Raw genomic sequence first — 23,051 nt, forward strand, 5'->3', positions numbered from 1 at the left:
GGATGTGGATACCCGCTTGCTGATATCCCAGACTGCTTCTACTGTGATCCCAGCTTTTCGGATGGAGAAGCTGGAAGGGAACCTGTCATGGCCACCGCACTGATCATCGGTGACGTCCAGCAGGGCATCACGAGCGGCTACCCGTTCGCCAGGCAAGTCGTGGCGCCGCTCACCGAGCTGCTCCCGCGCGCCCGCGCGGCCGGTGCTCTCGTTGTGTTCGTGCACTTCGCCGTCCGGGTCAACGGAGCCGACCTGCCGCCGGGCAACGCGATGTTGAGGACGTTCTTTGATGCCGGGGACGCCTTCCACGAGGGATCGGCCGGAACCGAGATCGATCTGCCGGTCGCCGACGAGGACGTCGTCGTGATGAAACGCCGCGCCAGCGCGTTCGCCGGCACAGATCTTGACCTTGTGCTCCGCGCGGGCGGCGTCGACACTCTCGCGATCGCCGGAGTCGCGACCAGCGCAATGGTGGCTGCGACGTGCTACGACGCGGCAGACCGTGGCTATGAGGTGACCGTGCTGCGGGACGGTTGCGCCGATGGTGACCCGGCCATGCACGACTTCTTCATGGACGCGGTCTTCCCCAGCCGGGGATTCGAGGTCGTGTCCTGTGCCGGTTGGCCCGGAGAACCACGATGAGCCATGGTGAACGCCTCAAGCAGAGAACCCGCACCCCGGTGTGACCAAGCTCCGGCAGACGCGCATCTAGGCCGGGGGGAGCGACGACGCCGGAATCTCAATGTGCGCCCTGCTGACGGAGTGGCTCTTCGCCAGGACCTGGAGCACGTCGCGACGTACGCGCTCACAGCGCCTGCGCATGGCCTCGTGGGCGCCGTCCGCATCCCGCGCGCGCAGTCGCTCGAAGATGGCCTCGAGTTCCCCGGGCGGGCTCGCGGCCTCGGGAGCGATCAACGCGGCCATCCGCAGGACCCGCTCCAACTCGTCGAGCACGTCGATGATCGCCTTACCGAAACGGTTGTTGCCGCTGAAGTTGGCGATGATGGCCTCGAACTCCATCGCGGCCCGCAGCGCCTCCTCGAGTTCCACTTCGCCCGCTGCGAGCGCGAAGTGCACCTTGGACAGCACTTCGAGCCGTTCGAGCGCCGGCGCCTCGACGCCTCGGCGTGCCGCCGCGGCGGCGGCCTCGCAGGAGAGCAGCGTCCGCAAGGCGCAAAGATCGTCGGTGTCCTGGAGGGTGATCGGGCTGACGACGTAGCCCGCGCGCGGAAGCGCATCCACCAACCCATCGCGCCTCAACCGCGCGAGCGCCTCGCGCACCGGCGTCTTGCTGATGCGCCATTGCTGCGCGAGCGATGCCTCACTGAAGCTGCTGCCGGGCGGCAGCGTCAGGTCGATGATCTGGCGCCTGATCGCCCTGTATGCCCGAGTGGTGCGGTCGAGGCCGGTCTCTTCCGCGCCGGCCAGCAGCAGCGCGGGGATATGAGGCGCTCCCATGATCACGGGATGGATATCGCGCACCACGACAGTATGCCACTGCGGAGCGTTGATACGGCAGAACCTCCTGTCCACGGGCGCATCTGCCGAGGTTCGCAGACCAAGTTGATATCTCAATCACCTAGACCGCTTGTATGCGGCGTTCCGCCTCAGTCCCTTGGATTCTCCCCGTCAGTCAGCGCCGTCTCGGGCGGTTTCGGGGTTCGGCAGGAGCCGGCGGAGGTGGGCGGCCACGGAGTCGATGATCCGCGCGCCGGCGCGGGAGATCCCACCGCCGATGACCAGCATGTCCGGGTCGAGTACCAGCAGTAGCGGAGCCAGGCCGGCGGCGAGGCGGGCGGCGACGGTATCCACCACCTTCCGCCCGACCGGATCATCGGCGGCCGCGGCCGCGAATACCGTCGGGACGTCGAGCGTCGGCCGGCCGGCGAGCGACGACGTGTGTCCCGGCCTGGCCGCCAGTTCGTGTGCGAGGCGGATGATCGCGCGGGCCCCGACCTCCGCTCGAACGGCCCTCGTCCTTCGTCGTCTGGTTCCGCGACGGCGGCATCGTTGCTGAGGACGGTGAGGTATCCGATCTCGCCGGCAGCGCCCGCCTTGCCACGGTGTACCTCTCCGTCGATGCAGATACCGGCGCCGACGCGCTCTCCCCACAGGACGAACACGACGTCGTCGGTGTCCTGGGCGACGCCGCGCCAACGCTCCCCGAGCACGGCGAGGTCGACGTCGTTGTCGAGAAGTACCGGGCAACGGAAGAAACGCCCAAGCTCCTCGCCGAGGTCGAGCGCCGTCCATCCTGGCAACCCCGGTGCCCGTACGACGGTGCCGGCTCGCCGGTCGATGATGCCCGGGCTGCCGACCGCGACCGACAGAACCGCCTGCTCGGTCACGCCTGCCTGCTCCAGCGCCGTCTCGATCGCTGAGCGCACCGCTGCCAGCAGTTGATGCTGGTCGTGCGCCGATGACGTGGATCGCCGGGTGGTCGCGACCGATCGGCCGTGCAGGTCGGCGACGATCACCGCGGTTTGGTGGGGTCCTATGTCGATCCCCAGTACGTAGCCGGCCTCGGCCCGGGCGTGAAGGCCGCCGCTGTCCGCGTGGGCTGGTACGGCGACGTGTACGGCATCGACTGGGGCAACCTGGAAGCCGCATGGCCGACCGGCGCCTTCTCTCCCGACGACCCATGGGTGACCAAGAGCCTGAAGGTGTGGGACGAGCAGACGTTCGAAGGCATCTTCGGCTACCCGGAAGGCGGCATGGAGAACCTTCTGCACAGCTACACGACGTCCTCGATCGGGATCACCCATGTCCGGCGCGGCGACCAGTCGGAGGCGCTGCAGTACCTCTACGGGATGCTGATCCACACCTCGGGCACCCACATGGCCGCGGAAGCGATGCGAGCCTATGAGCGGTGGGGACGCCACGGCTCGCAGACGGACACCATGCCGCACGGCGAGTTCTCCGGTAAGTACCTCACCACGCTCCACGACATGCTCGCGTTCGAGGGCCAGGACGGCACGCTGCACCTGGCCAACGTATGGGCGCCCCAGTGGGCGAAGCCCGGCCGGCGCGTCCAGTTCGCCGGCGACACCGACTTCGGCCACCTCGCCTACACCATCGACGTCGCGGACGGCGGGGCGGTGATGCACCTCGACCCGCCCACGCGAGACGCGCCGAAGAGCACCGTCGTGGGCATCCCGCAGAACGACGCCGTGACCGCGGTCACCGTGAACGGGCACAGCCTCCACACGTTCAGCGGCGACCGCATCACGCTCCCCAAGCTGACCGGACCTGCCACGATCGAGATCGGCTGGAAACAGCAGGATCCCGCCCCGGCGTACTCCTTCGCCCGTGCGGTCTCCGACTACCTGGCGAGCTACCACAAGATGACGTCCCCGCCGAAGGCCCGGGTCGAGGACACCGCGACGGCCCACCCGACGGTCCGGGCCGGCGACCTGTTCCAGGTCACGGCCAACGTCGTCAACACGGGCGGCGCGGGTTACCTCGATGACCCGCGGGTCCGGCTGTACGTCGACGGCAAGCCCGCCCAGACCGACGACCGGGCACTCGCCAAGGGCATCGGGTTCACCACACCGGAGAGCGTGATCTCCTTCAAGCGACACTCCGAGGGCGTGGTGCCGGTCGGGCTCGCCACCACCGTGTGCCGGCCCGGTGAGCACACGCTCGGGGTCGCCCTCGGCGACTCGCAACCCACACGTACGGTGACCATCAACGTACTGCCGTTGGTGCCCACGCAACCGGCGCCGCCGGCCGACCTGGCGCTCGACGCGAGCACGGCGTTCGTCGGCTCGCACACGGCCGCGACGGCGGCTACCTGCCGGTCGTCAATGGTTCCATGACGCTCGGCAAGGGCACCACCGGCCTCGCGGACGCCTCCTTCTTCACCGGGTCGATCGCAGCGACCAAGATCACGGTCGAGTGATCAAGGAGTTACATCGAAGACCGGACGGTCCCGGTCGGCCGTTGAGCCCGGGTCGGCATGTAGTGCGTAGGCACCAGGAGATGCGCGTGGCTGGTCCGGGTGCACCAGGGGAAGACGGCGGCGGGAGACGATGCCCACGCCGGGCGCCGGAGGGAAGTGTTGGAAGCGCGTGAATCTCGCGCATTCCCCTTGCCCAAACGGCGTCTGGAGTGATCAACAAGTGGCGAAGACTCTATACCGGCTCGGACGGTGGGCCTTCCGGCGACGCCGGCTCGTAGCTGGTGTGTGGCTGGGTGCCCTGGTGCTGGCCGTGGCCGCCGCCGCGTTGGCGCCGGCCGGGGAGGAAGAGGACCTCTCCATGCCCGGCACCGAGTCGCAGAAGGCGTTCGACCTGCTGGACGAGCGCTTCCCCGAGAGCAACTCCCAGGGGGCCGAGGCCCGCCTGGTGTTCAAGGCCCCGGACGGGCAGCGGGTGACGGCCAGGGAGAACAGGGCGGTCGTCGAGCACACGCTCGACTCGCTGGACGGAGGCGCCCAGGTCGCGTCGGCGACCGACCCCTATGAGACCGGTGCCGTCAGCGAGGACGGCACCATCGCCTACTCCACGGTCACCTACACCGCGGACGCCGTCGACCTGACCGAGGCGACGAAGAGCGCCCTCCAGGACACCGCGAGCCAGGCCCGGCACGCGGGGCTGACCGTGGAGATCGGCGGCTCGGCCCTGGACACGGAAGAGGAACCGGGCGGTACGACCGAGCTCATCGGCGTGGTGGTGGCGGCGGTGGTGCTGATCCTCGCCCTCGGGTCGCTGGTCGCGGCCGGACTGTCGCTGCTGACCGCCTTTTCGGGGGTGGGCATCGCCTTCGGCCTGGTCTCCGCGCTGGCCGTGCCGCTGGGCCTGTCGTCCACCGTCGCCATCCTGGCGCTGATGCTGGGGCTGGCGGTCGGCATCGACTACGCGCTCTTCATCACCTCCCGCTTCCGCGACGAGCGCGCCCAGGGCAGCGAGCCGGAGGAGGCCGCCGGCCGGGCGGTGGGCACGGCCGGATCGGCCGTCGTCTTCGCCGGCGCGACCGTCTCCATCGCCCTGGTCGGGCTGGGGGTCGTCGGCATCCCCGAACTCACCAAGATGGGCATGGGCGGTGCGGGCGCGGTGGCCCTTGCCGTACTCGTCGCACTGACCCTGGTCCCCGCGCTGTTCGGCTTCTTCGGCCGGCGGGTACTGCCCCGAGCCGTCCGCAAGGCGTCCTCGTATCGCCGGCCGGGAAACGAGCGCCCGCACCGGGTGCCCACCGCGGCCGGCCGGCCCGGGCTCGGCACCCGCTGGGCGCGGTTCGTGCTGCGGCGGCCGGTGGCCGTACTGCTGATCGCCGGACTCGGTCTCGGCGCGGTCGCCCTACCGGCGCTGCGCCTGGAACTCGGGCTGCCCGGAGACGAGTCCAAGTCGGTGAAGACCACCGAGCGCCGTGCCTACGACCTGCTGTCAGAAGGCTTCGGCCCCGGCTTCAACGGCCCGTTGACCGTGGTCGTCGACACGTCGGACTCCGCGGACACCCGGGCCACCACGGACCAGGCCGTCAAGACGGTACGGGGAGTGGACGGCGTCGCGTCGGTCGGTGATCCGGCTTTCAACCGGGCCAAGGACACGGCCGTCTTCACCGTCGTCCCGAAGACCGCGCCGGACAGCGGCGAGACCAAGGACCTGGTGCATTCGATCCGGGGCGCGGTTTCCGGCGTCGAGGCGGACACGGGCGCCGGCATCCTGGTGACCGGCACCACCGCGATGAACATCGACATCTCCGAAGCCATGTCCGACGCCCTCATCCCCTATCTGATCGTGGTCATCGGCCTGGCGGTGCTCCTGCTGATGGTGGTCTTCCGCTCGATCCTGGTCCCGGTCAAGGCCGCGCTCGGCTTCCTCCTGTCGGTGGGTGCCGCCTTCGGCGTCCTCGTCGCCGTCTTCCAGTGGGGCTGGGCGGCAGACCTGCTCGGCATCGAGCAGACCGGACCGGTCATGTCGCTGATGCCGATCATCATCATCGGAATAGTGTTCGGCCTCGCCATGGACTACGAGGTCTTCCTGGTCTCGCGGATGCGGGAGGCCTACGTCCACGGCGCGTCTCCCGGCGAGGCGATCGTCAGCGGTTTCCGGCACAGTGGGCGTGTGGTGGCCGCGGCGGCGATCATCATGATCAGCGTGTTCGCCGGATTCGCCGGGATGAACAGCCCGACCATCCAGACGATGGGCGTCGGCCTGGCCGCCGCCGTCCTCTTCGACGCCTTCGTGGTCCGGATGGCGATCGTCCCCGCGGTCCTGGCACTGCTCGGCCACCGGGCCTGGTGGTTGCCTCGTATCCTGAACCGCATGCTGCCGAATGTGGACATCGAGGGTGAGGCGCTGGGCAGGCATGCCCCGGTCTCCGCGACCGTACCGGACGCGGCGGTGCGGCCGTTCGCCGTCCGTCGGCACTGAGCCGGCCATGACGAACACGGATGGCGGTGACCCGCGACCGCGTGGCACGTGGTGGCGGGAGGGGGCGGTCACGGGGACGGCGTTCGTGCTCTGCCTGCTCGGCGGCGTGGTGCAGGCCGACGGCAGCACGCTGTCACCGCCGTCGGCCGCCGGCTACCTCATCGCGGTGGTGTCCTGTGCGGTGCTGCCGGTGCGGCACCGGGCGCCCCTGGCCGTCATGGCGGCCACGACCGTGTGCGGTGTGCTGGTGCCACCGCTGGGTCTCCTGCTGAGCCCGCTCATCGTGGCTCCCGCTCTGATCACCGCCTACTCGCTCACGGCGCGCGCCGAGCGGTACGCGGTGGTCGCGGTGTCGCTCAGCTCCGTGGCGCTGCTGGTCGCCTCCACGCCCTTGTTCGGGGCCCTGTCGTGGAAGGACGTGAGCAGGGTGGGAGCGGTGGCGGCGTTTCCGCTGGTGGCCGCCCTGCTCGGTTACTCGGTGCAGAACCGGCGGGCCTACCTGGCGGCCGTGGAGGAGCGGGCCCAGCGGGCCGAGAAGAGCCGGGACAGCGAGGCGCGCCGGAGAGTGGCCGAGGAACGGGTGCGCATCGCCCGGGAACTGCACGACCTCGTGGCCCATCAGATCACCCTGGCCAACGCGCAGGCCACGGTCGCCGCCCACCTCTTCGACGCCCGCCCGGAGCAGACCCGCAAGAGCCTGAAAGAGCTCGTCGAGACCACCGCCAACGCGCTCGACGACCTGCGGGCCACGGTCGGTCTGCTGCGTCAGTCCGGGGACGCGGCCACGCCCGCCGACCCGGCGCCCGGGCTGTCCCGGCTTCCCACGCTTCTCGAGTCATTCCGCCGCGCGAATCTGGAGGTCTCGGTGCACCAGGAGGGCACGGCCAGACCGCTGCCGCCGGGAGTGGACCTCACCGCCTACCGCATCATCCAGGAGGCCTTGACCAACGTGACCAAGCACGCCGGTACCGGTAGCGCTCGGGTGCACCTCGCCTGGAATCGTGATCACGTGACCATCACCGTCGCCGACGAGGGACGGGGCGTCCGTACGGCGCCGGTCGCGTCCACGGCGGCGCACCGTCCGCCCGGTTACGGTCTCATCGGGATGCGTGAACGCGCCACCGCGGTCGGGGGACACCTCTCCGCGGGCAGGCGGCCGGAGGGCGGATTCCTCGTCTCCACCCAGCTGCCCCTCCCGCCCGCCAAGGACATGACGCGGAGGGCGGACGGAGCAACGACCATCGACGCAGAGACCGGGGATGCGCCGTGACGCTCCGGGTGCTGCTCGCCGACGATCAGGCCCTGCTGCGCGGTGCCTTCCGGCTGCTTCTCGACTCCGCCGCCGACATCACCGTGGTCGGCGAGGCCGCCGACGGCAGGGAGGCGGTGAGACTCACCCGGGAACTGCGCCCGGACGTGGTGATCATGGACATCCGTATGCCCGAGGTGGACGGTCTCACCGCCACGTCGGAGATCTGCGCGGACCCGGAACTGCGTGCCAGCCGCATCCTGATCCTCACCACGTACGAGACCGACGAGTACGTCGCTCAGGCGCTGCGCGCGGGGGCCAGCGGCTTCATCGGCAAGGGCATCGGGGCCGATGACCTGCTGGACGCCGTGCGTACGATAGCCGACGGCGACACTCTTCTGTCGCCCGCCGCGACCCGCTCCTTGGTCACCCGTTTCCTGGCCACACCCGACGTCCCACCACACGACCCCGAACGGCTCGCCGTGCTCACGCCGCGCGAACGCGAGATGGTGGCTCTGGTCGCGACCGGCCTTTCCAACCAGGAGATCGCCGAGCGGATGTTCCTCAGCCCCTTCACCGTCCGCGCCCACGTGCAGCGCGCCATGACGAAGCTGGACGCCCGCGATCGGGCGCAACTCGTCGTCATCGCCTACCAGACGGGCCTGGCCCACGCCACCCCGAACTGACACCGACCGCCTGTCGTAGTCCGATACCGGGTTCGCGGAGTTCGCGGCCCGGGCTCGCCGCACCGAGCGCCGCGGTCAGTCGGCCGTGCGGGTGCGCTGGTAGTGGCGGCGGGCCTTCATGCGGTTGCCGCAGACGGCCATCGAGCACCAGCGGGCGTTGTTCGGGCGACTGCGGTCGATCAGGAACAGCCGGCACTCTGTGTTCGCGCAGGGGCGCAGGCGGCCGGGGGCCGAGACTCGCAGCGCGTCCCAGGCGAGCACGGCTCGTACGGCGGTGGACCGGCCGTCGGGTAGGTCGAGGGTCCACTCGATGCCCTCGTCGGCGAACGACGCGCGCCGGCTCACGCCGGTCACGAAGCGCGCCAGCGCCGACGGAGGCGCGTCACCGCGTACGACGGCCTGAAGCGCCGGACGTACGTCCCGGAGCTCTCGCCACTCCTCCTCCGACACCGGCCCCCCGTGGGCGGCGAGCCAGCGCCGCCCGGCCTCGGCGTCGGCCAGGTCGTCGCGGGGCACGCCGTCGATGACGGGTGTGGTGTTCAGGAGATCGAGCAGGAGGGTCTCGTCGGCCTCGCTCATCTCTAACCTCCAAAGCTGCATTGACAGGTTACATCATCGCATGCTTAGGTTCTAACCAGCAAAACAATCTAAGGGGGTTACTAATGATGGTTCACCACCGCTACGCGACCGTCCAGGGCCGGCGGCTGTTCTACCGGGAGGCCGGTCCCGCCGACGCCCCGGTGCTCGTGCTGCTGCACGGCTACCCGACGAGCTCGTTCATGTTCCGCGGCCTGATCCCCGCGCTGGCCGACCGGTATCACGTGATCGCCCCGGACCACCTCGGCTTCGGGCTGTCCGACGCCCCGCCCACCGAGGAGTTCGACTACACCTTCGACGCGCTCACCGAGCTGACCGCGGGGCTGCTCGACCAGCTGGGCGTGACGCGGTACGCCATCTACGTCCAGGACTACGGCGCCCCGATCGGCTGGCGGCTGGCCCTGGCCGACCCGAAAGCGATCACCGCGATCGTCACGCAGAACGGCAACGGCTACGAGGCCGGCTTCGTACCGGAGTTCTGGGAGACCGTGTGGGCCTACCACCGTGACCCGGAGGACGAGAGCGGGATCCGTACGGCGCTGACCCAGGAGGCGGTCCGCTGGCAGTACCTCACGGGCGTGCCGGACGAGAGTCTGGTGAGCCCGGACACCTGGCACCACGACGTCGCGCTGCTGTCCCGGCCGGGCAACGACAAGATCCAGCTCGCGCTGTTCCGCGACTACGCCACCAACCCGCCGCTGTACCCGGCCCTGCACGAGTACCTGCGCGCCCACCGGCCGCCGGTGCTGGCGGTCTGGGGCCGGGGCGATGAGATCTTCGCTCCCGCGGGCGCCCGCGCCTTCGCCGACGACGTTCCGGACGCCGAGGTCCACCTCCTGGACGGCGGCCACTTCCTGCTGGAGAGCGCCGGCGACGAGGTCGCCGAACTGATCCACGACTTCCTCGACCGCCGCGTCCCGGCCGGTCGCTGAAACCGGGCAGCGAGACGCTGCGGGAGTAGCAGGTCACGACATAGGCGCGAATTCGGGCAGCGTAATGGCCGAGTGCTCCGGTCGTGTCGTCGCGGAGGGCATGGTGACGAGGCTGCGCAGCATGGTGTTGCGTTGCTCCAGGGCCTGGGGCGTGGTGGGGAAGAGCGTGGCCGCACCGTTGTCGACCAGCGCCTGATTCACGCCGACGAACGCGCGCATGTTGCGTTCGTAGGCGGCGAAGGCCGCGGTGTGGTCCCGGTTCGTGGCCAGGGAGTGGGCGAGCGTGTAGGCGCCGACCAGCGCGAGGCTTGAGCCTTGTCCGGTGAGGAACGAGGGCGCGTACGCGGCGTCGCCGACGAGCGCGACGCGGCCGCTGGACCAGTGGGGCATGCGGATCTGACCGGCCGTGTCGAAGAACAGGTCATCCGCGTCGCGCATCGCGCTGAGCATGCCGGGGACCTCCCATCCCGCGTCGGCGAAGACCCTGGCGACCAGGTCCCGCTGGGCGTCGGGGTTCCGGAGGGCATCGAACGGCGGTTCTGGCCGGTGGAAGTTCAGGAAGGCGTGCAACTCGTCGTTTTCCCCGACGGCGTAGAGGGCTGCGGCTTTCCCCGGGGCGTTCCACATCATGAGCTCGCGGGAGAGCCCGAAGGTGTTCGGCATGGTGAATATGGCGAAGCAGTAGCCGAGGTAGCGGTGGAACCGTTCCTCGGGGCCGAACAGGGCCTCCCGGGTGTAGGAATGCATACCGTCGGCGCCGACCACCAGGTCGAATGTGCGCCGTAGCCCACCGCGGAAAGTAACGTCGACTCCTTGTTCGGACTGGTCGAGGGTGTCGATGGAATCGTTGAACAGGAATTCCACGTCGTCGCGGACGATCGCGTAGAGGGCCGCGGCCAGATCCCCGCGACGTACCTCGAGGTCCTGTCCCTCGGCATTGCCGGCAACGGCACCCGGGACCGAGGCCGCGATGCTGCCATCGGCGTTGAGGAAGGTGTAACGACGCGAGTCGATGTGCGCGTCCTGCAGTCGCGGCAGTATCCCCATCCGCCGGACCACCTCTGTGGCGGTTCCACGGATGTCGATCGGATAGCCGCCGCCGCGCAGTGCGCCTGCCTTCTCCACCACGGTGACCGCGAATCCGGACCGGTGCAGCCAGTACGCCAGCGCGGGTCCGGAGATACTGGCCCCGGAGATCAAAACCTTGCGCTCGGCGGTATTACCTGCGTCCATCCGTGTCATGCCTGGGCTCCTTTTTTCGTGATGCGGACAACGAGCAGTGACAGTGCGCCGACGAGGCCGGCGACGGCGAAACCTGTCACGAAGGCCGATTCGGTCGGCAGGCCGGTCGTCGGGTCGGCCGCGGCGCCGAGGATCGCGCCGCCGACCTGGGCGCCCACGGCGACGCCGATCACGCGTGTCACCACGAGCAGGCTGGTGGCGATGCCGGTGTCCCTGGCATCGACGGCGGTGGCGGTGCCGGCGAGCAACGCCGTGGTACCGACGCCCGCGGCGAACGCGGTCAGCACCTTCGCGAGGACCAGCTGCCATTCCGCGGTGTGCGTCGTCGCCAGGGCGATCATCGTGGCCGTCGTGACGACCGCGCTCACGATGACCACGGCACGCGGACCGTAACGCCGCGCCGCGAACCCGCCGGCCGAGTCGCTTGCCGCCCCGACGATGGCGCCGGGCAACAGGTACAGTCCGATGTCCGTAGTGTCGACTCCGAAGCCGTATCCGTCGGCCGATACCGCGAACAGCTGCGGGAGTAGAAAGATCACCATCCCGGAACTGATGGTGATGACGAAGGTGAGCACGCACGAATGCCACACTGCGGGCTTTGCCAGCATTCGTAGATCGACCATCGGCGAGGCCGCCCGGCGCTCGACGACGACCCATCCGGTCGCGAGGGCGGTCACGACCACCGCGATGACACCGGCCGCGACCGGCGACAGGCCGCCACTCGTCACCCGCACGAGCCCGATCATGAACACCAGCAACGTGCCGCTCAGCAGCACCACGCCGGGCCAGTCGATCCTGTCGTCCGATTCGATCGGCGGATCATGCGGCATCAGCCGGGTCACGGCCAACGTCGCCGCGATGATCACGATCGTCGGCAGCGCGAACATCCAGTGCCAGGACAGTCCTTCCGCGACCGGCCCGGCAATCGACGTTCCCACCATGCCGCCGCCCGTGAACAGCGCCACGACCACCCCGATCGCCGCCTGTGACTCTCCTGCCGGGAGGTGTTTGCGCACCAGGATGAACGAAAGGGGCAGCACACCCACCATGACGCCCTGCATTACCTGACCGAGCAACAACACCGGCAGGTTCGGCGCCAGGCCGGCCAGCAGGCCACCGGCCGAGACCACGGCCATCAGCCCGACCAGCACCCGCTTTCCGCCGTAGCGGTCACCGAGTTTGCCCGCGACGGGTGCGACGACCGCGCCGGCGACGAGTACCGCGTTGCCGACCAACGCTCCTTCGGCGGGACTGACCCCCAGCTCACGTTGCAGCAGCGGGATCGCAGGCTCCACCACTGACTGCAGGGTGCCGAGGGCGAGTGCCAAGACGCCGAGGACACCGATCCACAGCCTCCCGAGGCGGGCCGTCCGCCCTCGCGGTAGGACCGGTCCCGCGGGGCCCGGCCGGGCCGACGCCGCCGCGTCGTAACGAGATGTCGCCACTTGCTGATCACTCCAGACGCCGTTTGGGCAAGGGGAATGCGCGAGATTCACGCGCTTCCAACACTTCCCTCCGGCGCCCGGCGTGGGCATCGTCTCCCGCCGCCGTCTTCCCCTGGTGCACCCGGACCAGCCACTCGCGTGTCCTGGTGCCTACGCACTACAAGCGCTGCCCACGGCAGCGGGTGAGTGGCCGGGGGATACCTGTCGTACCATTCCGGCCATGCCGCATCGTGTTGCCGTCCTCGCTCTCGACGGAGTCCTGCCCCTGGATCTGGGCATCCCGGCCCGGGTGTTCAACGAGGCGTGCACTCCGGACGGGACCCGTCTCTACTCGGTGAGCACCTTCTCGCTCGGCGGCCGGCCGGTCCGTACGCACGAGGACTTCCAGATCCTCGTCGACCACGACGAGTCCGTGCTGCGGACCGCGGACACCGTGGTGATCGCCACCCAGGAGCCCAGCGAGCACCTGCTCGCGACGGGGACGCTGCCGGGCGACCTCGCCGCGACACTGGATCGGATACGGCCGCGGACCCGCATCGTGAGCCTGTGCACCTCGGCCTTTCTGCTCGCGGCGGCCGGCCTGCTCAACGGCCGGCGGGCCACCACCCACTGGGCACTGTGCGACACGTTCGCGCGGCTGTTCCCCGACGTTGAGGTCGATCCGAACGTGCTGTTCGTCGACAACGGGCGCATCCTGACATCCGCCGGCGGAGCGGCCGGCATCGACATGTGCCTTCACCTGGTTCGCCGGGACCACGGAGCGACGGTCGCGGCGGCCGCCGCACGCCGGTGCGTGGCGGCGCCGTGGCGCGAGGGTGGACAGGCCCAGTTCATCGAGCACCTGGTCCCTCAGGACACCGACCGTTCCACCTCGGCGACCCGGCAGTGGGCACTGGAACGACTGGCCGAACCGATCACGCTGGAGGACATGGCACGACATGCGCACATGAGCGTACGTACCTTCACCCGCCGTTTCCGCGGCGAGGCGGGCACCAGCCCACTCAAATGGCTGGCCCAGCGCCGACTGGCACACGCACGCCTGCTACTGGAGTCCACCGACCTCACCATCGCACGCGTTGCCACCGCCTGCGGCTTCGGTGACCCGGTCACACTGCGCAAACAGTTCCACACCCACGTGGGCCTGTCTCCGCTGGCCTACCGCCGGGCGCACAACCCGCCAGAGCGGCACTAGGGCGCCCTAGATCGGTAGTGGATCGAAGTCGAGGTCCAGCCGCCGTCCTTGCCGTGCGGACTGGACGGCCGGGTGATCGGGGCCGAGCCTCTGCGCGTAGACACGGAGGGTCGCCTCGCGCAGGGTCTCCCCTTCGTCGGTCTCGCCCAGTTCCGTCAGGTCGGCGGACAGGTTGGCCGCGCATGCGAGCGTCATCGGGTGGGTTTCACCCAGGAGTGTCCGGAGTCGCGGAAGAATTTCGCGCCCGAGCCGGGCGGCGGCGGCGACGTCGCCGAGGGCCGCCAGATCGCCGGCGAGGTTGGCGGCCACGGTCAGCGAGAAATGGTGGTCGCGGCCGAGCGTCGCATCGAGTGCCGCGAGGACGCTCTCGTTGAGTCGCCCGCCTTCCCGGGCGTCGCCCGAGAGCCGGTGCAGGAGAGCGAGGTTTCCGGTGTGGCCGAGGGTGTACGGGTGGTCCGCTCCGTAGACGTTCGTGGCGCGCCGTGCGGTGTCGGCGGTCAGGTCGAGAGCGGCATCCAGTTCGCCGGCGACGCGCAGGCTCATGGCGAGGCAGGTGGCGGCGGCAAGGGCGTCGGGGTGGTCGGTCCCGAGCCGTCGAACGATGCGGGCGTGCACGTCCCTCGCGCGGTCGAGGGACGCCCCGAAGTCACCGGATCGGCGCAAGGCCGTCGACAGATCGATGGCCGTGCGGAGCGTCCAGGGATGCTCCGGCCCGAGCTTGCCCACACTCTGGGCGTACGCCACCTCGCCCACGTCACACGCTTCCGAGTAGTCGCCGCAGAGGCGGGTCGCGCGGGCCAGATCGCTCCGCGTACTCAGGAGCAGCGTCTCGCCGCCGGGCGGTAGGGACAAAGACGCCTGGTAGGCACGTTCGTGAAGTGCCTTCGCGCCTTGAAAGTCACTGCTCAGGGCGAAGTCGAGTGCCAGTTTGTTCAGCACACGGCACGTTTCCGGGTCGTCCGTGCCATAGAGCCTTTCGCAGTGGAACAGGGCTTCCTCGTCCCGGATCCTGGCCGCGGCGAACTCTCCGCGGCCCCGCATGTCGGTGGCGATACTCACCATGCTTCGCAGAGTCGCCTCGTGCTCTCTGCCGACGGTGGACTCGAGCCTGGCCAACGTCGCCGTGTCGACGTCGTAGGCCGCCTGGTAGTCGCCGAGGGCGCGAAGGATGTCACCGAACAGCTGGTGGGCGAGGGCGATGTCCAGCCCGTCCTCATCAGGCTCCGTGCTCCACGCGGCGATCAGCCGTTCGACCATGGACCGAGCGACGTCATAGGCGCCGGACAGATGCAGGTACCGAATGACGTCCAGCGCGAACTCGCGAACAGCGGGGTCCGTGCTCTCCTCGACGCCCAACGGCTCAACGTGGGCCAGTGCGCTGGAGTAGGTGTTCCACGTCTCGGGATCGGCCGGATCCCCTGATGCGTACCCGGCCAGCAAGAGTCGCGCGTCGCTCCTCATCCGCTGCCGTTCGGCCCCGGTCATTTCTTCACGTACGACGGCCTGGACCAACCGGTGAAGCTGGATGGTGTTTCGAGCGTGATCGACTCTGGCGAGTGCGTAGTAACTGAGCGCGCGGATCGCGCGGGCCAGCTTGAGCGGATCGTCGACGAGAAGAGTAAGCGGTGGCGTTATATCTCCCCGCGCGGGGCGCCTGAAGATGGCGCGGGGGATCGGGTCGGCTCCGAAAAGAGCGCAACAACGGAGTAGCTCGACCGCTTCGGGCTGGTCTTCGCGGAGCTTTTCGATCGACAGGGTCCAGGCGGCGCTCACCGATGTCGGGTACTCGGCCGACCCCACCTCATCGAGGTGTTCGCCCGTGTGCTCACGCAGAAGCGCGAGATACTCGTCGGCCGCGGTCCCGGTCTCCACCTGGAACGCGGCCGCCTGCTCCAGCGCGAGCGGGAGATCGCCCAGTTCCTCGGCGAGGCGGTCGGCGGCAGGCTCGGTGATCACCCGGGCGGTGCGCGCGGAGAGGAACTCCACGCTCTCCCGGCGAGTCAGGACATCGATGTTCACCGTGTTGGCCACGTCCGTCCAACGGGCGTCCCGCGAGGTGATCAGAACATGGCCCGGTCCATCGGGAATGACGTCGTACAGACCTTCTGGCCCCCACGCATTGTCGAAGATCAGTAGCCATCGGGAATAAGGGTCACCACGTCGGAGGGCGTCGAGAACGGCTCTCGCCGCCTCCTCGACACCGGTCGTGTTCGCGTGGGGCAGCCCAAGGTGGGTGGCGAGCGAGGCGAGCGAGGATCGGACGAGAAACGGCTGGTCGGACGGTATCCACCAGACGAGGTCGTAGTCGGCGAGGTATCGATAGGCGTACTCCAACGCCAACTGTGTCTTGCCGATGCCCCCGAGGCCATGAAGGGTGACGGGCAATATCGCGGTCACCCCGGTGGTGATGCTCTCCCTGAGCCTCGCCAGCAACTCCTCGCGCCCGATGAAGTGAGCGTTGCGGGGCGGGACGCCTCCCCAGACCTCGGGCACATGTCCACGAGCCGTACCCTCAGTGACCTGCGACGACAGCTCGGAGCTTCGGGTCCCGGCCGACACCTCCCACGCGGCGGCGAACGGGAAGCGTTCGGCGAACTCCCGACCGCCGGTCCTGGCGAGCCCGTTCAGCTTCTGCCGGGCCGCCTGGTCCTGTTCCGCGGCCAACGCGGCCAGCAGCGGCACGCTGATGTCCAGCGAGCGCTCCTCCGAATCGGCGATGCGGCGCAACAGCGACACGCCCTCCGGTTCGGCGCGGTCCGGTGTGGTCATCCGCGCCACGACCCGGCCCGCCTCCAGGCGCTCCTCGACGGTCAGGGCGTCGTCGAGGATGACGTCCGCGAAATGCTCGTCCCAGCCGGACTCACGGCGCTGAGCCATCGCGAGGACGGCGAACAGCCGGTGCCGGGGGAGGACGGTCGTGCTGCCGGCGATCTGCCGCACCCAGTGCCCGGCGCTGACGCTGGAGGTGTCGACGTCGAGAACGGTGAGATCGTGGCGTCCGGCGCGGGCCTTCTCGTCGTCGGTCGCCTCACCGAAGTCGATCAGCAGCAGGAGGATCCGGTACTTGAGCCACGAGTCATCGGCGGTCTCCAGCACATGGCGCAAGAGGCGGATCCCGGTCTCCCGCGCGACGCCGCAGAGCTCCTCCGCGGTGTCGGCTCTGACCCAGTCCGGGTTGCCCGCGTCCTCGACGAACCGCGTCAGCCGCTCCAGGACCTGCGGATCGGTGGTGAGGTCGATGAGAACGCGAATGGCCTCGGCCGTGGTCTGGTCCTCCTGGGCCAGCTGCCGCGCGAGGTCGGCGATGACGCGGCGACGGAGCGGATCGCTCATCTCGATGCCGTCGGCCGCGATCGCCCCGGCCACGCAGGTCTCCATCCTCCCTCGTTCGAGCAGCATCTCGACGAGTGTGTCGGCGAGCCGGTGCCCGGACGGCCGTGCGGCCGTCTGCGGGAGGCGGGCCAGGATGAACAGGGCGAGATTGCGGCTGTCCGGGCTGAGAGCGTCGGCCAACCACGTGTCCAGGTCGAAGGCCTCCGCGCGCGGGCCGGCGGCCAGATATTCGGCGAAACTCGGATGAACGAACCGCAGCCCGCCCGAGCTGGGCACGATAAGGCTGGTGGCGGTGAGCAGCCGGCTCAACGCGGTCTCCCAGCCCGGCACGGCGTCGAGCAACCCTCCGGATCGCTCTTTTATCCAGGCTATCGCGCACTTTGTCACACTCGGCGAAGTGGGGGAAAGGTGCCGGTCGGCGACGCCCTCGAGAAGGGCCCTGATATTGTCCCGCAACCAGTTCCACGCACGTCCTCCCACGGCTCCCGCGGCGCTGAATTCCGGACTCGGCGGCATCGTCTGCAACTCTCGTGATGTGAGCAGTTGCTGCACGTACCTCTCGTACAGCCCGGCGCGGCTGGCCGGCAGGTCCGTCTCCTGACTCCACTCGAGCACCAGCGCGGTGATCGTCGCGATCAGTGGGGTCCGGGCCAGCGAGGACAGCGATGCGGAGGAGACGCTCGCCATGAACCTCTCGACGGTGATCGGGGCCGCCTCGATACCCGACACGTGATGGTCCCGCCGATAGGCCACCCATTGGGTGATGAACTTGCGCAGGCCCGCTTCGTCGAACCTTTGCAGTACGTACCACCCGACATGGTCCGTGCCGAGCCGGCCGAGTTCTCCGCCCAGCAGAGGACGAGTAGTGATCATGAATCGATAGGACGTGGGTGCCTGCTCGATCCAGCCGCCCAGACGGGCGAGTACCCCCTTGCGTTCCTGGGTGAGGAGAATCTGGTCGATCCCGTCGAGCAGAATCAGCCAGGAGCGCCCACCGGGCGGCGGGACGTCGAACATCCGCGCGGGAGCCTCGAGGCCGGTCAGCAGCCTGCACTCCATGGCCATCGCCTCGGGCAGGCTGTCGCATCCGTGGAGATTGGCGGGCAGCGCGATGGGCACCGACGGTCCGTACGGGGCGTCCTCGGGTTTGGCCGTCCTACGAGCGTTCAGCCACCACGCGCTCTGCTCCTGGAGTACGCGCGCGACCGACGTGGACTTGCCGACGCCGGGTTCCGCCACAACGACCGAGAACCGGCTGGCGTGGAGCATCTGCGCCAGCGTCAACGGGCCGGCTCGGTCCTTGTTCCGCGCGGCCATGGGCGACGGCAGAAGATATTCGGTCCGCTGCTCGACGTAGATGTCCGGCATGGGCGGTGCGGTGCCGTCCCAGTAGTTGTATTCGTGCTGCAGGGACGCTGTCGCGCGCTGCCTGTCCAGCAGTCTCCGGAGCGCGGCGGGAAACGGCTTGGGCTGCCGCCGCCACCACAGGAACCGCGCCGACACAAAGACGCAGGTACCGGCGCTGGTCACCACCACGAGAAGGACCGAGGCCGTGCCCAGCCCGGACGGAACCGACTTCGTGGCGCGGAGGGCCAGGACAAGGAGCGCGAGGCACCCCGACGCCACCGGTACCACCAGCCATGTCCGCCGGGCGCCGGCCTCCTGCTCCGGCTCCGGGGCGTCCTCGTGGCGTTCCACGAACAGTTGAAGGAGCGCGACCACCATGACCAGGACCAGGCCGACGACCAGCGCGACCGGCGCCCAACGCCGGTAGGGCTCCAGGCCGAACGGCAGCTTCCCCGACGTCACGACATTGCCGAGCAGCCCGGCCAATGCGGAGAGCAGAACACTGGCGGTGGACACGGCGAGCAGGCAACCCGATGGTCCGCCGCCACGATGTCGCATTTATCGATCCCCTGCTGTCCGGCCGCCACTTATGGCGCGCAGCGCGCCCTTCCACGCGCGGGCGAACTCGGTGATATCGCTCGCCATAAGTTACCGGAGGCCAATGTCGCGAACAGGGAGAAAGGCCCACTCGATTCCCATGGCAGATACGGGAGGGGGGCCAGGCACGGGCCACCTATCGCCTGATGCGCGACTTCGCCGCCCTGTCGGGCATGGCCATGCTCTGCGTGACCGGCGGTACAGCGCGGGACCTGGAGGAGTTCGACACGCTCTTCGCCGCCTCAGGATGGCGCCGCGGCACGACCTATCCCGTCGGCGGCGGCTACCACGGCCCGGAACTTCACGCTGTCTGAGCGTTCGGCCCGGCGAGGCGTCTCGTGGACCGCCCGTTCATCCGCACGAGCCGGCCAGGGTGCCGGCCTCGCCGGATTCGGCCCAGCGGTGCGAGTCGGTGAGCGCGTCCACCGCGTCCACGATGGCCCGTGCCTCGGCCAGGACCCGCGCGCCCACGGGGGTCACGGTGACCCGCCGGCTGGTGCGTTCGAACAGCCGGATGCCCAGTTCGCGCTCCAGGTTCTGGATGTGGCGGCCGAACGGCTGCGCGCTGATGTAGTGCCGCTGCGCGGCGCGGCCGAAGTGCAGCTCCTCCGCTAGCGTGATCGCATAACGAAGCGACGAGAGGTCCATGCATTCCCTCCGTGAATGCGAGTGAGGTCCCGGACGGCCGCGTGAAGTGGTGGCCGTCGCGCGCGGCCGGCTAGTCGTTCTGGATGCTGACGTAGCACTCGGCTTTTCCGTCGGCGCCCACGGTCTTCCTGTCGCGTTCGTCGCCGTCCACGACGATCCGGCAGGTGGTGCCGGGGGGAGCGCCGGAGACGGCGAGACGGTTGAAACCGAACCCGGCGTCGGCCCGTTTGATCCAGGCCAGCTTCTCCCGGCGGGGCATGGAGGCGTCGGACCCGGAGAAGCCGTAGGAGATCTGTGCGGATCCGGAGCCGGTCACCTCCATCCGTACCTGGTAGGTCCTGCCGAACGGCGACGAGCATCCGGCGGCGGCCGACACCGCCGCGGCGGCGAGGACGAGGGCGGCGAGTGGCTTCCTCAGGGGCCGCCGCGGGGCGGTCCCGGTTCTCGCGAGGACGGTCACGGGCATCGCGGGGCCGGCTTGCGCAGGAGTGGCGGACTCGGTCGTCGGCATGGTCGCTCCTTCAGCGGCCGGTGGCGTACGGCATTGGGAGAACACGGGAAGAGACTGCCGTGCGCCGGGGCCCGGAGGGATCCGCCGCAGGGCGGATTCCACGGGGACGACTCCGCCGAAAGTCAGATACGCCGTCCCGAACCGGCATCTAAGGTTGCCGCATGCTCTCCCGAGTCGCCGTCCCGCAACCGCGGATGGCCGCCGCCGTGTTCGGGGTCGTGTTCCTCCTCTACCTGGACGCGTCTCTGGTGACCACCGATCCGTCCGGCATCGCGCTGATGAGCATGGGCGTGATCATGCTGGGGCTGGCGGTCGCGGCACTGCGGTACAACGTCCCGGTCACCGGGGTGGCGCTGACCGCCGTGGCGCTGTCCTGCGCGTTCACCTACGTCCTGCACGAGACGGTGACGCAGCGGACGTTCGGCGCGACCGAGTTCGCGGTTCTGCTGGGGCTGTTGGTGGCAGTCTGCCGGAGCGCGAGCCGTGTGCAGGCGTTCGGCGTCGGCGTCGCGCTGAGTGTGACGATGATGATGTTGCGGAGCCGGGTGACCGACCCGTGGGTCGGCGACGAAATGCGGCTGCCGATGGCGCTGCTCGTCCTCGGCGCCGTGATCGCGGGCGTGTACATGCGCGGCGAGGACACCCGGCGCGCCGCGCGGGCCGACCGCGTGCGCCGCTTCGAGCGCTTGGAACTGGCCCGCGACCTGCACGACCACGTCGCCAACTTCATGACCGCGGTGGTGGTGCAGGCGCAGACCGGCCAGGAGCTCGTGCGGGACGAGACGGCCGGCAGGCTGTTCACCAACATCGAGCGGGCGGGCCAGGACGGGCTGGTCGCGATGCGGCGGATGGTCCACCTGCTGCGCGAGGACGGTGACGGGTCCGGCTCGGCCTCGCGCCGCGAGACCCCGGGGATCGAGCAGATCAAGGCGCACGTGGAGCAGTTCGCGCGCGGCGGGGCCAGGGCGGATCTGCACCTGGACCCCGACCTGGACCTCGCGTCCCTGTCGCCGGAGCTGGTCACCACGGTGCAGCGGGTCGTGCAGGAGGGGCTGACCAACGTCCTGAAGCACGTCCGGAACCCGACCGGTGTCCGGGTGCTGCTGTCGGCGCATCGCGACACGGTGCGGGTGGCCGTGCGCAACGACGGCACCGGGCATGGACGCCGCGGACGCCGCTTCGCCCGCAGCGGGTTCGGGCTGCTGGGCCTGTCCGAGCGAGTGGAGGGGCTCGGCGGCGAACTGTACTGGGGGGCGCAGCCCGAGGGCGGTTGGGAGCTGTCGGCGTCCCTGCCCAGGAGCTGACCGCGTGGCCGTCCGCGTGCTGGTCGCCGACGACCAGGAGATGGTCCGCAGCGGGTTCTGCCTGATCCTCCAGGCGCAGGACGGGATCGAGGTCGTCGGCGACGCGGGCGACGGCGCGCAGGCGGTCGAGCTGGTGCGGCGGCTGCGCCCGGACGTGTGCCTGATGGACATCCGGATGCCCAAGATCGACGGCCTGACCGCCACTCGCACCCTGCTGGGCTCCCCGCTGACACGGGACACCAAGATCATCGTGGTGACCACGTTCGACAGCGACGAGTACGTCTACGAAGCGCTGCGCGCGGGCGCCGCGGGGTTCGTGCTGAAGAACTCCGGCCCGCGCTTCCTCATCGACGCGGTACGCGCCGCGGTGGACGGCGGCGCGCTCATCTCGCCTTCGGTGACGGTACGGCTGCTGGAGCGCTTCGCGCACGCCGCGCCGTCATCGGAATCCGGGGGGCCGGCGTCGGCCCGCGAGGACGGGCGCGGCGGGCAGGCCGCGGAGGCGCTGACGTCCCGGGAGCGTGAGGTCGCCGCCAAGGTGGCCAGAGGACGGACGAACGTCGAGATCGCCACCGAGCTCGCCATCACCATCGGAACGGTCAAGTCGCACCTGATGCACATCCAGGACAAGCTCCAGGCCCGCAACCGCGTCGAGATCGCCGCCTGGGCCTGGCAGCGGGGCCTCGTCCGCTGAGCCGGAGGACGGCCGATGGGCCCTCCGCGTCTCATGCGGCGGGCGTTCACCGCTCGGGCTCGCCCCCGATGAGACGCCGCAGTGCGGGAAGCAGCGCGTCGAGGTCTTCTCCCGTACGGAACACGGCGACGGTGGTGCCGCCGTCGGCGGCTCGGGGCCGGGACTGGGGCCCGGGGAAAAGAGCGAGCACCTCGCGCATCGCCTCGTCCACCTCGGCGATCGGGTCGGGGGAGTCCCCGCGGAGCCATCGGCGCAGCACGTGGTTGTGGGCGGCGACGACCGATGCCGCCATCAGCTCGGCTCTGAGTGACGCCGACTCCGTGGGGTCTCCCATCCAGTCGGAGATGAACTCGCGGAACAGTCGCTGGTAGCGGGCGACGCTGGCGATCTCGCGGTCGCGGAGGGCGGGCACCTTGCTGGTGAGCGCGTACCGCCGGCGTGCGAGGTCGCCCTCGTCGATGTAGTGCAGCAGCACCAGGCGTACGGCGTCGGAGACGGCGACCAGGGCGGTGCCGTTGCCGGTGGCCGCCAGGCGGTCTCTGATCAGCTGGAGCAGCCGGTCGTGGTCGGGGAAGATCACGTCTTCCTTGGACCGGTAGTGCCGGAAGAAGGTGGTGCGCCCCACGCCGGCCCGCTCGGCGATGTCGTCGACCGTCGTCTGCTCGTACCCGCGCTCGTCGAAGAGCACGAACGCGGCCTGTGCGAGCCGAGCCCGCACGGTCGGTTTGCTCATGACCGTCCATCCTTCCCCGTCGCTGCCCAGGCGGCCACTTGGCGACGGCCCACCCGGCGACGCCGGCCACTCGGCGACGCCGGCCACTCGGCGACGCCGGCCACTTGGCGGCATTGCCGGTACTCAGTACCATTCAAAAGGTACCCAGTACCAGAAGGGATCCGGCG

The 23,051-nt window shown here is 69.7% G+C and carries 19 protein-coding genes and 1 pseudogene; 10 read left to right on the forward strand and 10 right to left on the reverse strand.

Annotated features, from left to right (window positions below):
- Positions 1 to 87 precede the first annotated feature (87 nt).
- Complete coding sequence (locus OG417_RS12950) at positions 88 to 642, forward strand: cysteine hydrolase family protein (protein ID WP_329254761.1); 555 nt, start codon at positions 88 to 90, stop codon at positions 640 to 642.
- Positions 643 to 708: 66 nt separating this feature from the next.
- Here the strand turns inward: OG417_RS12950 and OG417_RS12955 are convergent, their stop codons facing one another.
- The 3 genes and pseudogenes from OG417_RS12955 to OG417_RS54285 form a co-directional block, all read right to left on the reverse strand.
- Positions 709 to 1,482, reverse strand: a complete 774-nt coding sequence (locus tag OG417_RS12955) for a GntR family transcriptional regulator (protein ID WP_329237685.1) — start codon at positions 1,480 to 1,482, stop codon at positions 709 to 711.
- A gap of 147 nt (positions 1,483 to 1,629) precedes the next feature.
- Positions 1,630 to 2,112, reverse strand: coding sequence for an ROK family protein (locus OG417_RS12960; RefSeq protein WP_329254764.1), 483 nt, complete (start codon positions 2,110 to 2,112; stop codon positions 1,630 to 1,632).
- Positions 2,076 to 2,477 (reverse strand): annotated as a pseudogene (locus tag OG417_RS54285) (ROK family protein); the annotation flags it as partial. The pseudogene OG417_RS54285 and the gene OG417_RS12960, both read right to left, overlap by 37 nt.
- Positions 2,478 to 2,534: 57 nt before the next feature.
- Between OG417_RS54285 and OG417_RS12970 the strand changes: the two are divergent.
- The 4 genes from OG417_RS12970 (at position 2,535) to OG417_RS12985 (ending at position 8,309) form a co-directional block, all read left to right on the forward strand.
- A complete protein-coding gene (locus OG417_RS12970; protein ID WP_329254770.1) occupies positions 2,535 to 3,818 on the forward strand; it encodes a hypothetical protein in 1,284 nt (427 codons plus the stop codon).
- Between the two features lie 303 nt (positions 3,819 to 4,121).
- Positions 4,122 to 6,374, forward strand: a complete 2,253-nt coding sequence (locus tag OG417_RS12975; protein WP_329254773.1) for an MMPL family transporter — start codon at positions 4,122 to 4,124, stop codon at positions 6,372 to 6,374.
- Between the two features lie 7 nt (positions 6,375 to 6,381).
- On the forward strand, positions 6,382 to 7,644 hold the full coding sequence (locus tag OG417_RS12980; RefSeq protein WP_329254775.1) for a sensor histidine kinase: 1,263 nt from the start codon (positions 6,382 to 6,384) through the stop codon (positions 7,642 to 7,644).
- Positions 7,641 to 8,309, forward strand: a complete 669-nt coding sequence (locus OG417_RS12985; protein WP_329254777.1) for a response regulator transcription factor — start codon at positions 7,641 to 7,643, stop codon at positions 8,307 to 8,309. The genes OG417_RS12980 and OG417_RS12985 overlap by 4 nt, the downstream gene beginning before the upstream one ends.
- Before the next feature lie 75 nt (positions 8,310 to 8,384).
- Here the strand turns inward: OG417_RS12985 and OG417_RS12990 are convergent, their stop codons facing one another.
- Positions 8,385 to 8,888: a CGNR zinc finger domain-containing protein gene (locus tag OG417_RS12990; protein ID WP_329254779.1), complete on the reverse strand. Its 504-nt coding sequence runs from the start codon at positions 8,886 to 8,888 to the stop codon at positions 8,385 to 8,387.
- An 83-nt stretch (positions 8,889 to 8,971) separates the two neighbouring features.
- On the opposite strand from OG417_RS12990, the gene OG417_RS12995 reads away from it, so the two are divergent.
- Positions 8,972 to 9,838 carry an alpha/beta fold hydrolase gene (locus OG417_RS12995; RefSeq protein ID WP_329254782.1) on the forward strand — a complete coding sequence of 289 codons (867 nt, stop codon included), beginning with the start codon at positions 8,972 to 8,974 and terminating at the stop codon, positions 9,836 to 9,838.
- 33 nt (positions 9,839 to 9,871) lie between these two features.
- On the opposite strand, the gene OG417_RS13000 is transcribed toward OG417_RS12995, so the two are convergent.
- Both OG417_RS13000 and OG417_RS13005 read right to left on the reverse strand, forming a co-directional pair.
- Positions 9,872 to 11,080, reverse strand: coding sequence for an FAD-dependent monooxygenase (locus OG417_RS13000; RefSeq protein WP_329254785.1), 1,209 nt, complete (start codon positions 11,078 to 11,080; stop codon positions 9,872 to 9,874).
- The gene (locus OG417_RS13005) at positions 11,077 to 12,408 is read right to left on the reverse strand and encodes an MFS transporter (RefSeq protein WP_329254787.1); all 1,332 of its coding nucleotides are present in this window, start codon (positions 12,406 to 12,408) and stop codon (positions 11,077 to 11,079) included. The genes OG417_RS13000 and OG417_RS13005 overlap by 4 nt, the downstream gene beginning before the upstream one ends.
- Before the next feature lie 337 nt (positions 12,409 to 12,745).
- Between OG417_RS13005 and OG417_RS13010 the strand changes: the two genes are divergently transcribed.
- Entirely contained in the window at positions 12,746 to 13,717 is a 972-nt protein-coding gene (locus OG417_RS13010; protein ID WP_329254790.1) for a GlxA family transcriptional regulator, read from the forward strand.
- A gap of 6 nt (positions 13,718 to 13,723) precedes the next feature.
- Here OG417_RS13010 and fxsT read toward each other — a convergent pair whose 3' ends face one another.
- Positions 13,724 to 18,913 (reverse strand): FxSxx-COOH system tetratricopeptide repeat protein, encoded by a 5,190-nt coding sequence (gene fxsT / locus OG417_RS13015; protein ID WP_329254793.1) that lies wholly within the window; start codon positions 18,911 to 18,913, stop codon positions 13,724 to 13,726.
- A gap of 227 nt (positions 18,914 to 19,140) precedes the next feature.
- Here fxsT and OG417_RS13020 point away from each other — a divergent pair, with 227 nt between their 5' ends.
- Positions 19,141 to 19,308 (forward strand): hypothetical protein, encoded by a 168-nt coding sequence (locus OG417_RS13020; RefSeq protein WP_329254796.1) that lies wholly within the window; start codon positions 19,141 to 19,143, stop codon positions 19,306 to 19,308.
- Between the two features lie 37 nt (positions 19,309 to 19,345).
- Here OG417_RS13020 and OG417_RS13025 read toward each other — a convergent pair whose 3' ends face one another.
- On the reverse strand, positions 19,346 to 19,642 hold the full coding sequence (locus OG417_RS13025) for a LysR family transcriptional regulator (RefSeq protein WP_329254799.1): 297 nt from the start codon (positions 19,640 to 19,642) through the stop codon (positions 19,346 to 19,348).
- 70 nt (positions 19,643 to 19,712) lie between these two features.
- Positions 19,713 to 20,153 (reverse strand): hypothetical protein, encoded by a 441-nt coding sequence (locus OG417_RS13030; RefSeq protein ID WP_329254802.1) that lies wholly within the window; start codon positions 20,151 to 20,153, stop codon positions 19,713 to 19,715.
- 161 nt (positions 20,154 to 20,314) lie between these two features.
- Between OG417_RS13030 and OG417_RS13035 the strand changes: the two genes are divergently transcribed.
- Together OG417_RS13035 and OG417_RS13040 are read left to right on the forward strand one after the other, a co-directional pair.
- On the forward strand, positions 20,315 to 21,457 hold the full coding sequence (locus OG417_RS13035; protein ID WP_329254805.1) for a sensor histidine kinase: 1,143 nt from the start codon (positions 20,315 to 20,317) through the stop codon (positions 21,455 to 21,457).
- A 4-nt stretch (positions 21,458 to 21,461) separates the two neighbouring features.
- The gene (locus OG417_RS13040) at positions 21,462 to 22,151 is read left to right on the forward strand and encodes a response regulator transcription factor (RefSeq protein ID WP_329254808.1); all 690 of its coding nucleotides are present in this window, start codon (positions 21,462 to 21,464) and stop codon (positions 22,149 to 22,151) included.
- Between the two features lie 46 nt (positions 22,152 to 22,197).
- Here the strand turns inward: OG417_RS13040 and OG417_RS13045 are convergent, their stop codons facing one another.
- Entirely contained in the window at positions 22,198 to 22,884 is a 687-nt protein-coding gene (locus OG417_RS13045) for a TetR/AcrR family transcriptional regulator (RefSeq protein WP_329254811.1), read from the reverse strand.
- Positions 22,885 to 23,051 lie beyond the last annotated feature (167 nt).

The sequence above is a fragment of the Actinoallomurus sp. NBC_01490 genome, from assembly GCF_036227085.1.
Lineage (GTDB): Bacteria > Actinomycetota > Actinomycetes > Streptosporangiales > Streptosporangiaceae > Actinoallomurus > Actinoallomurus oryzae.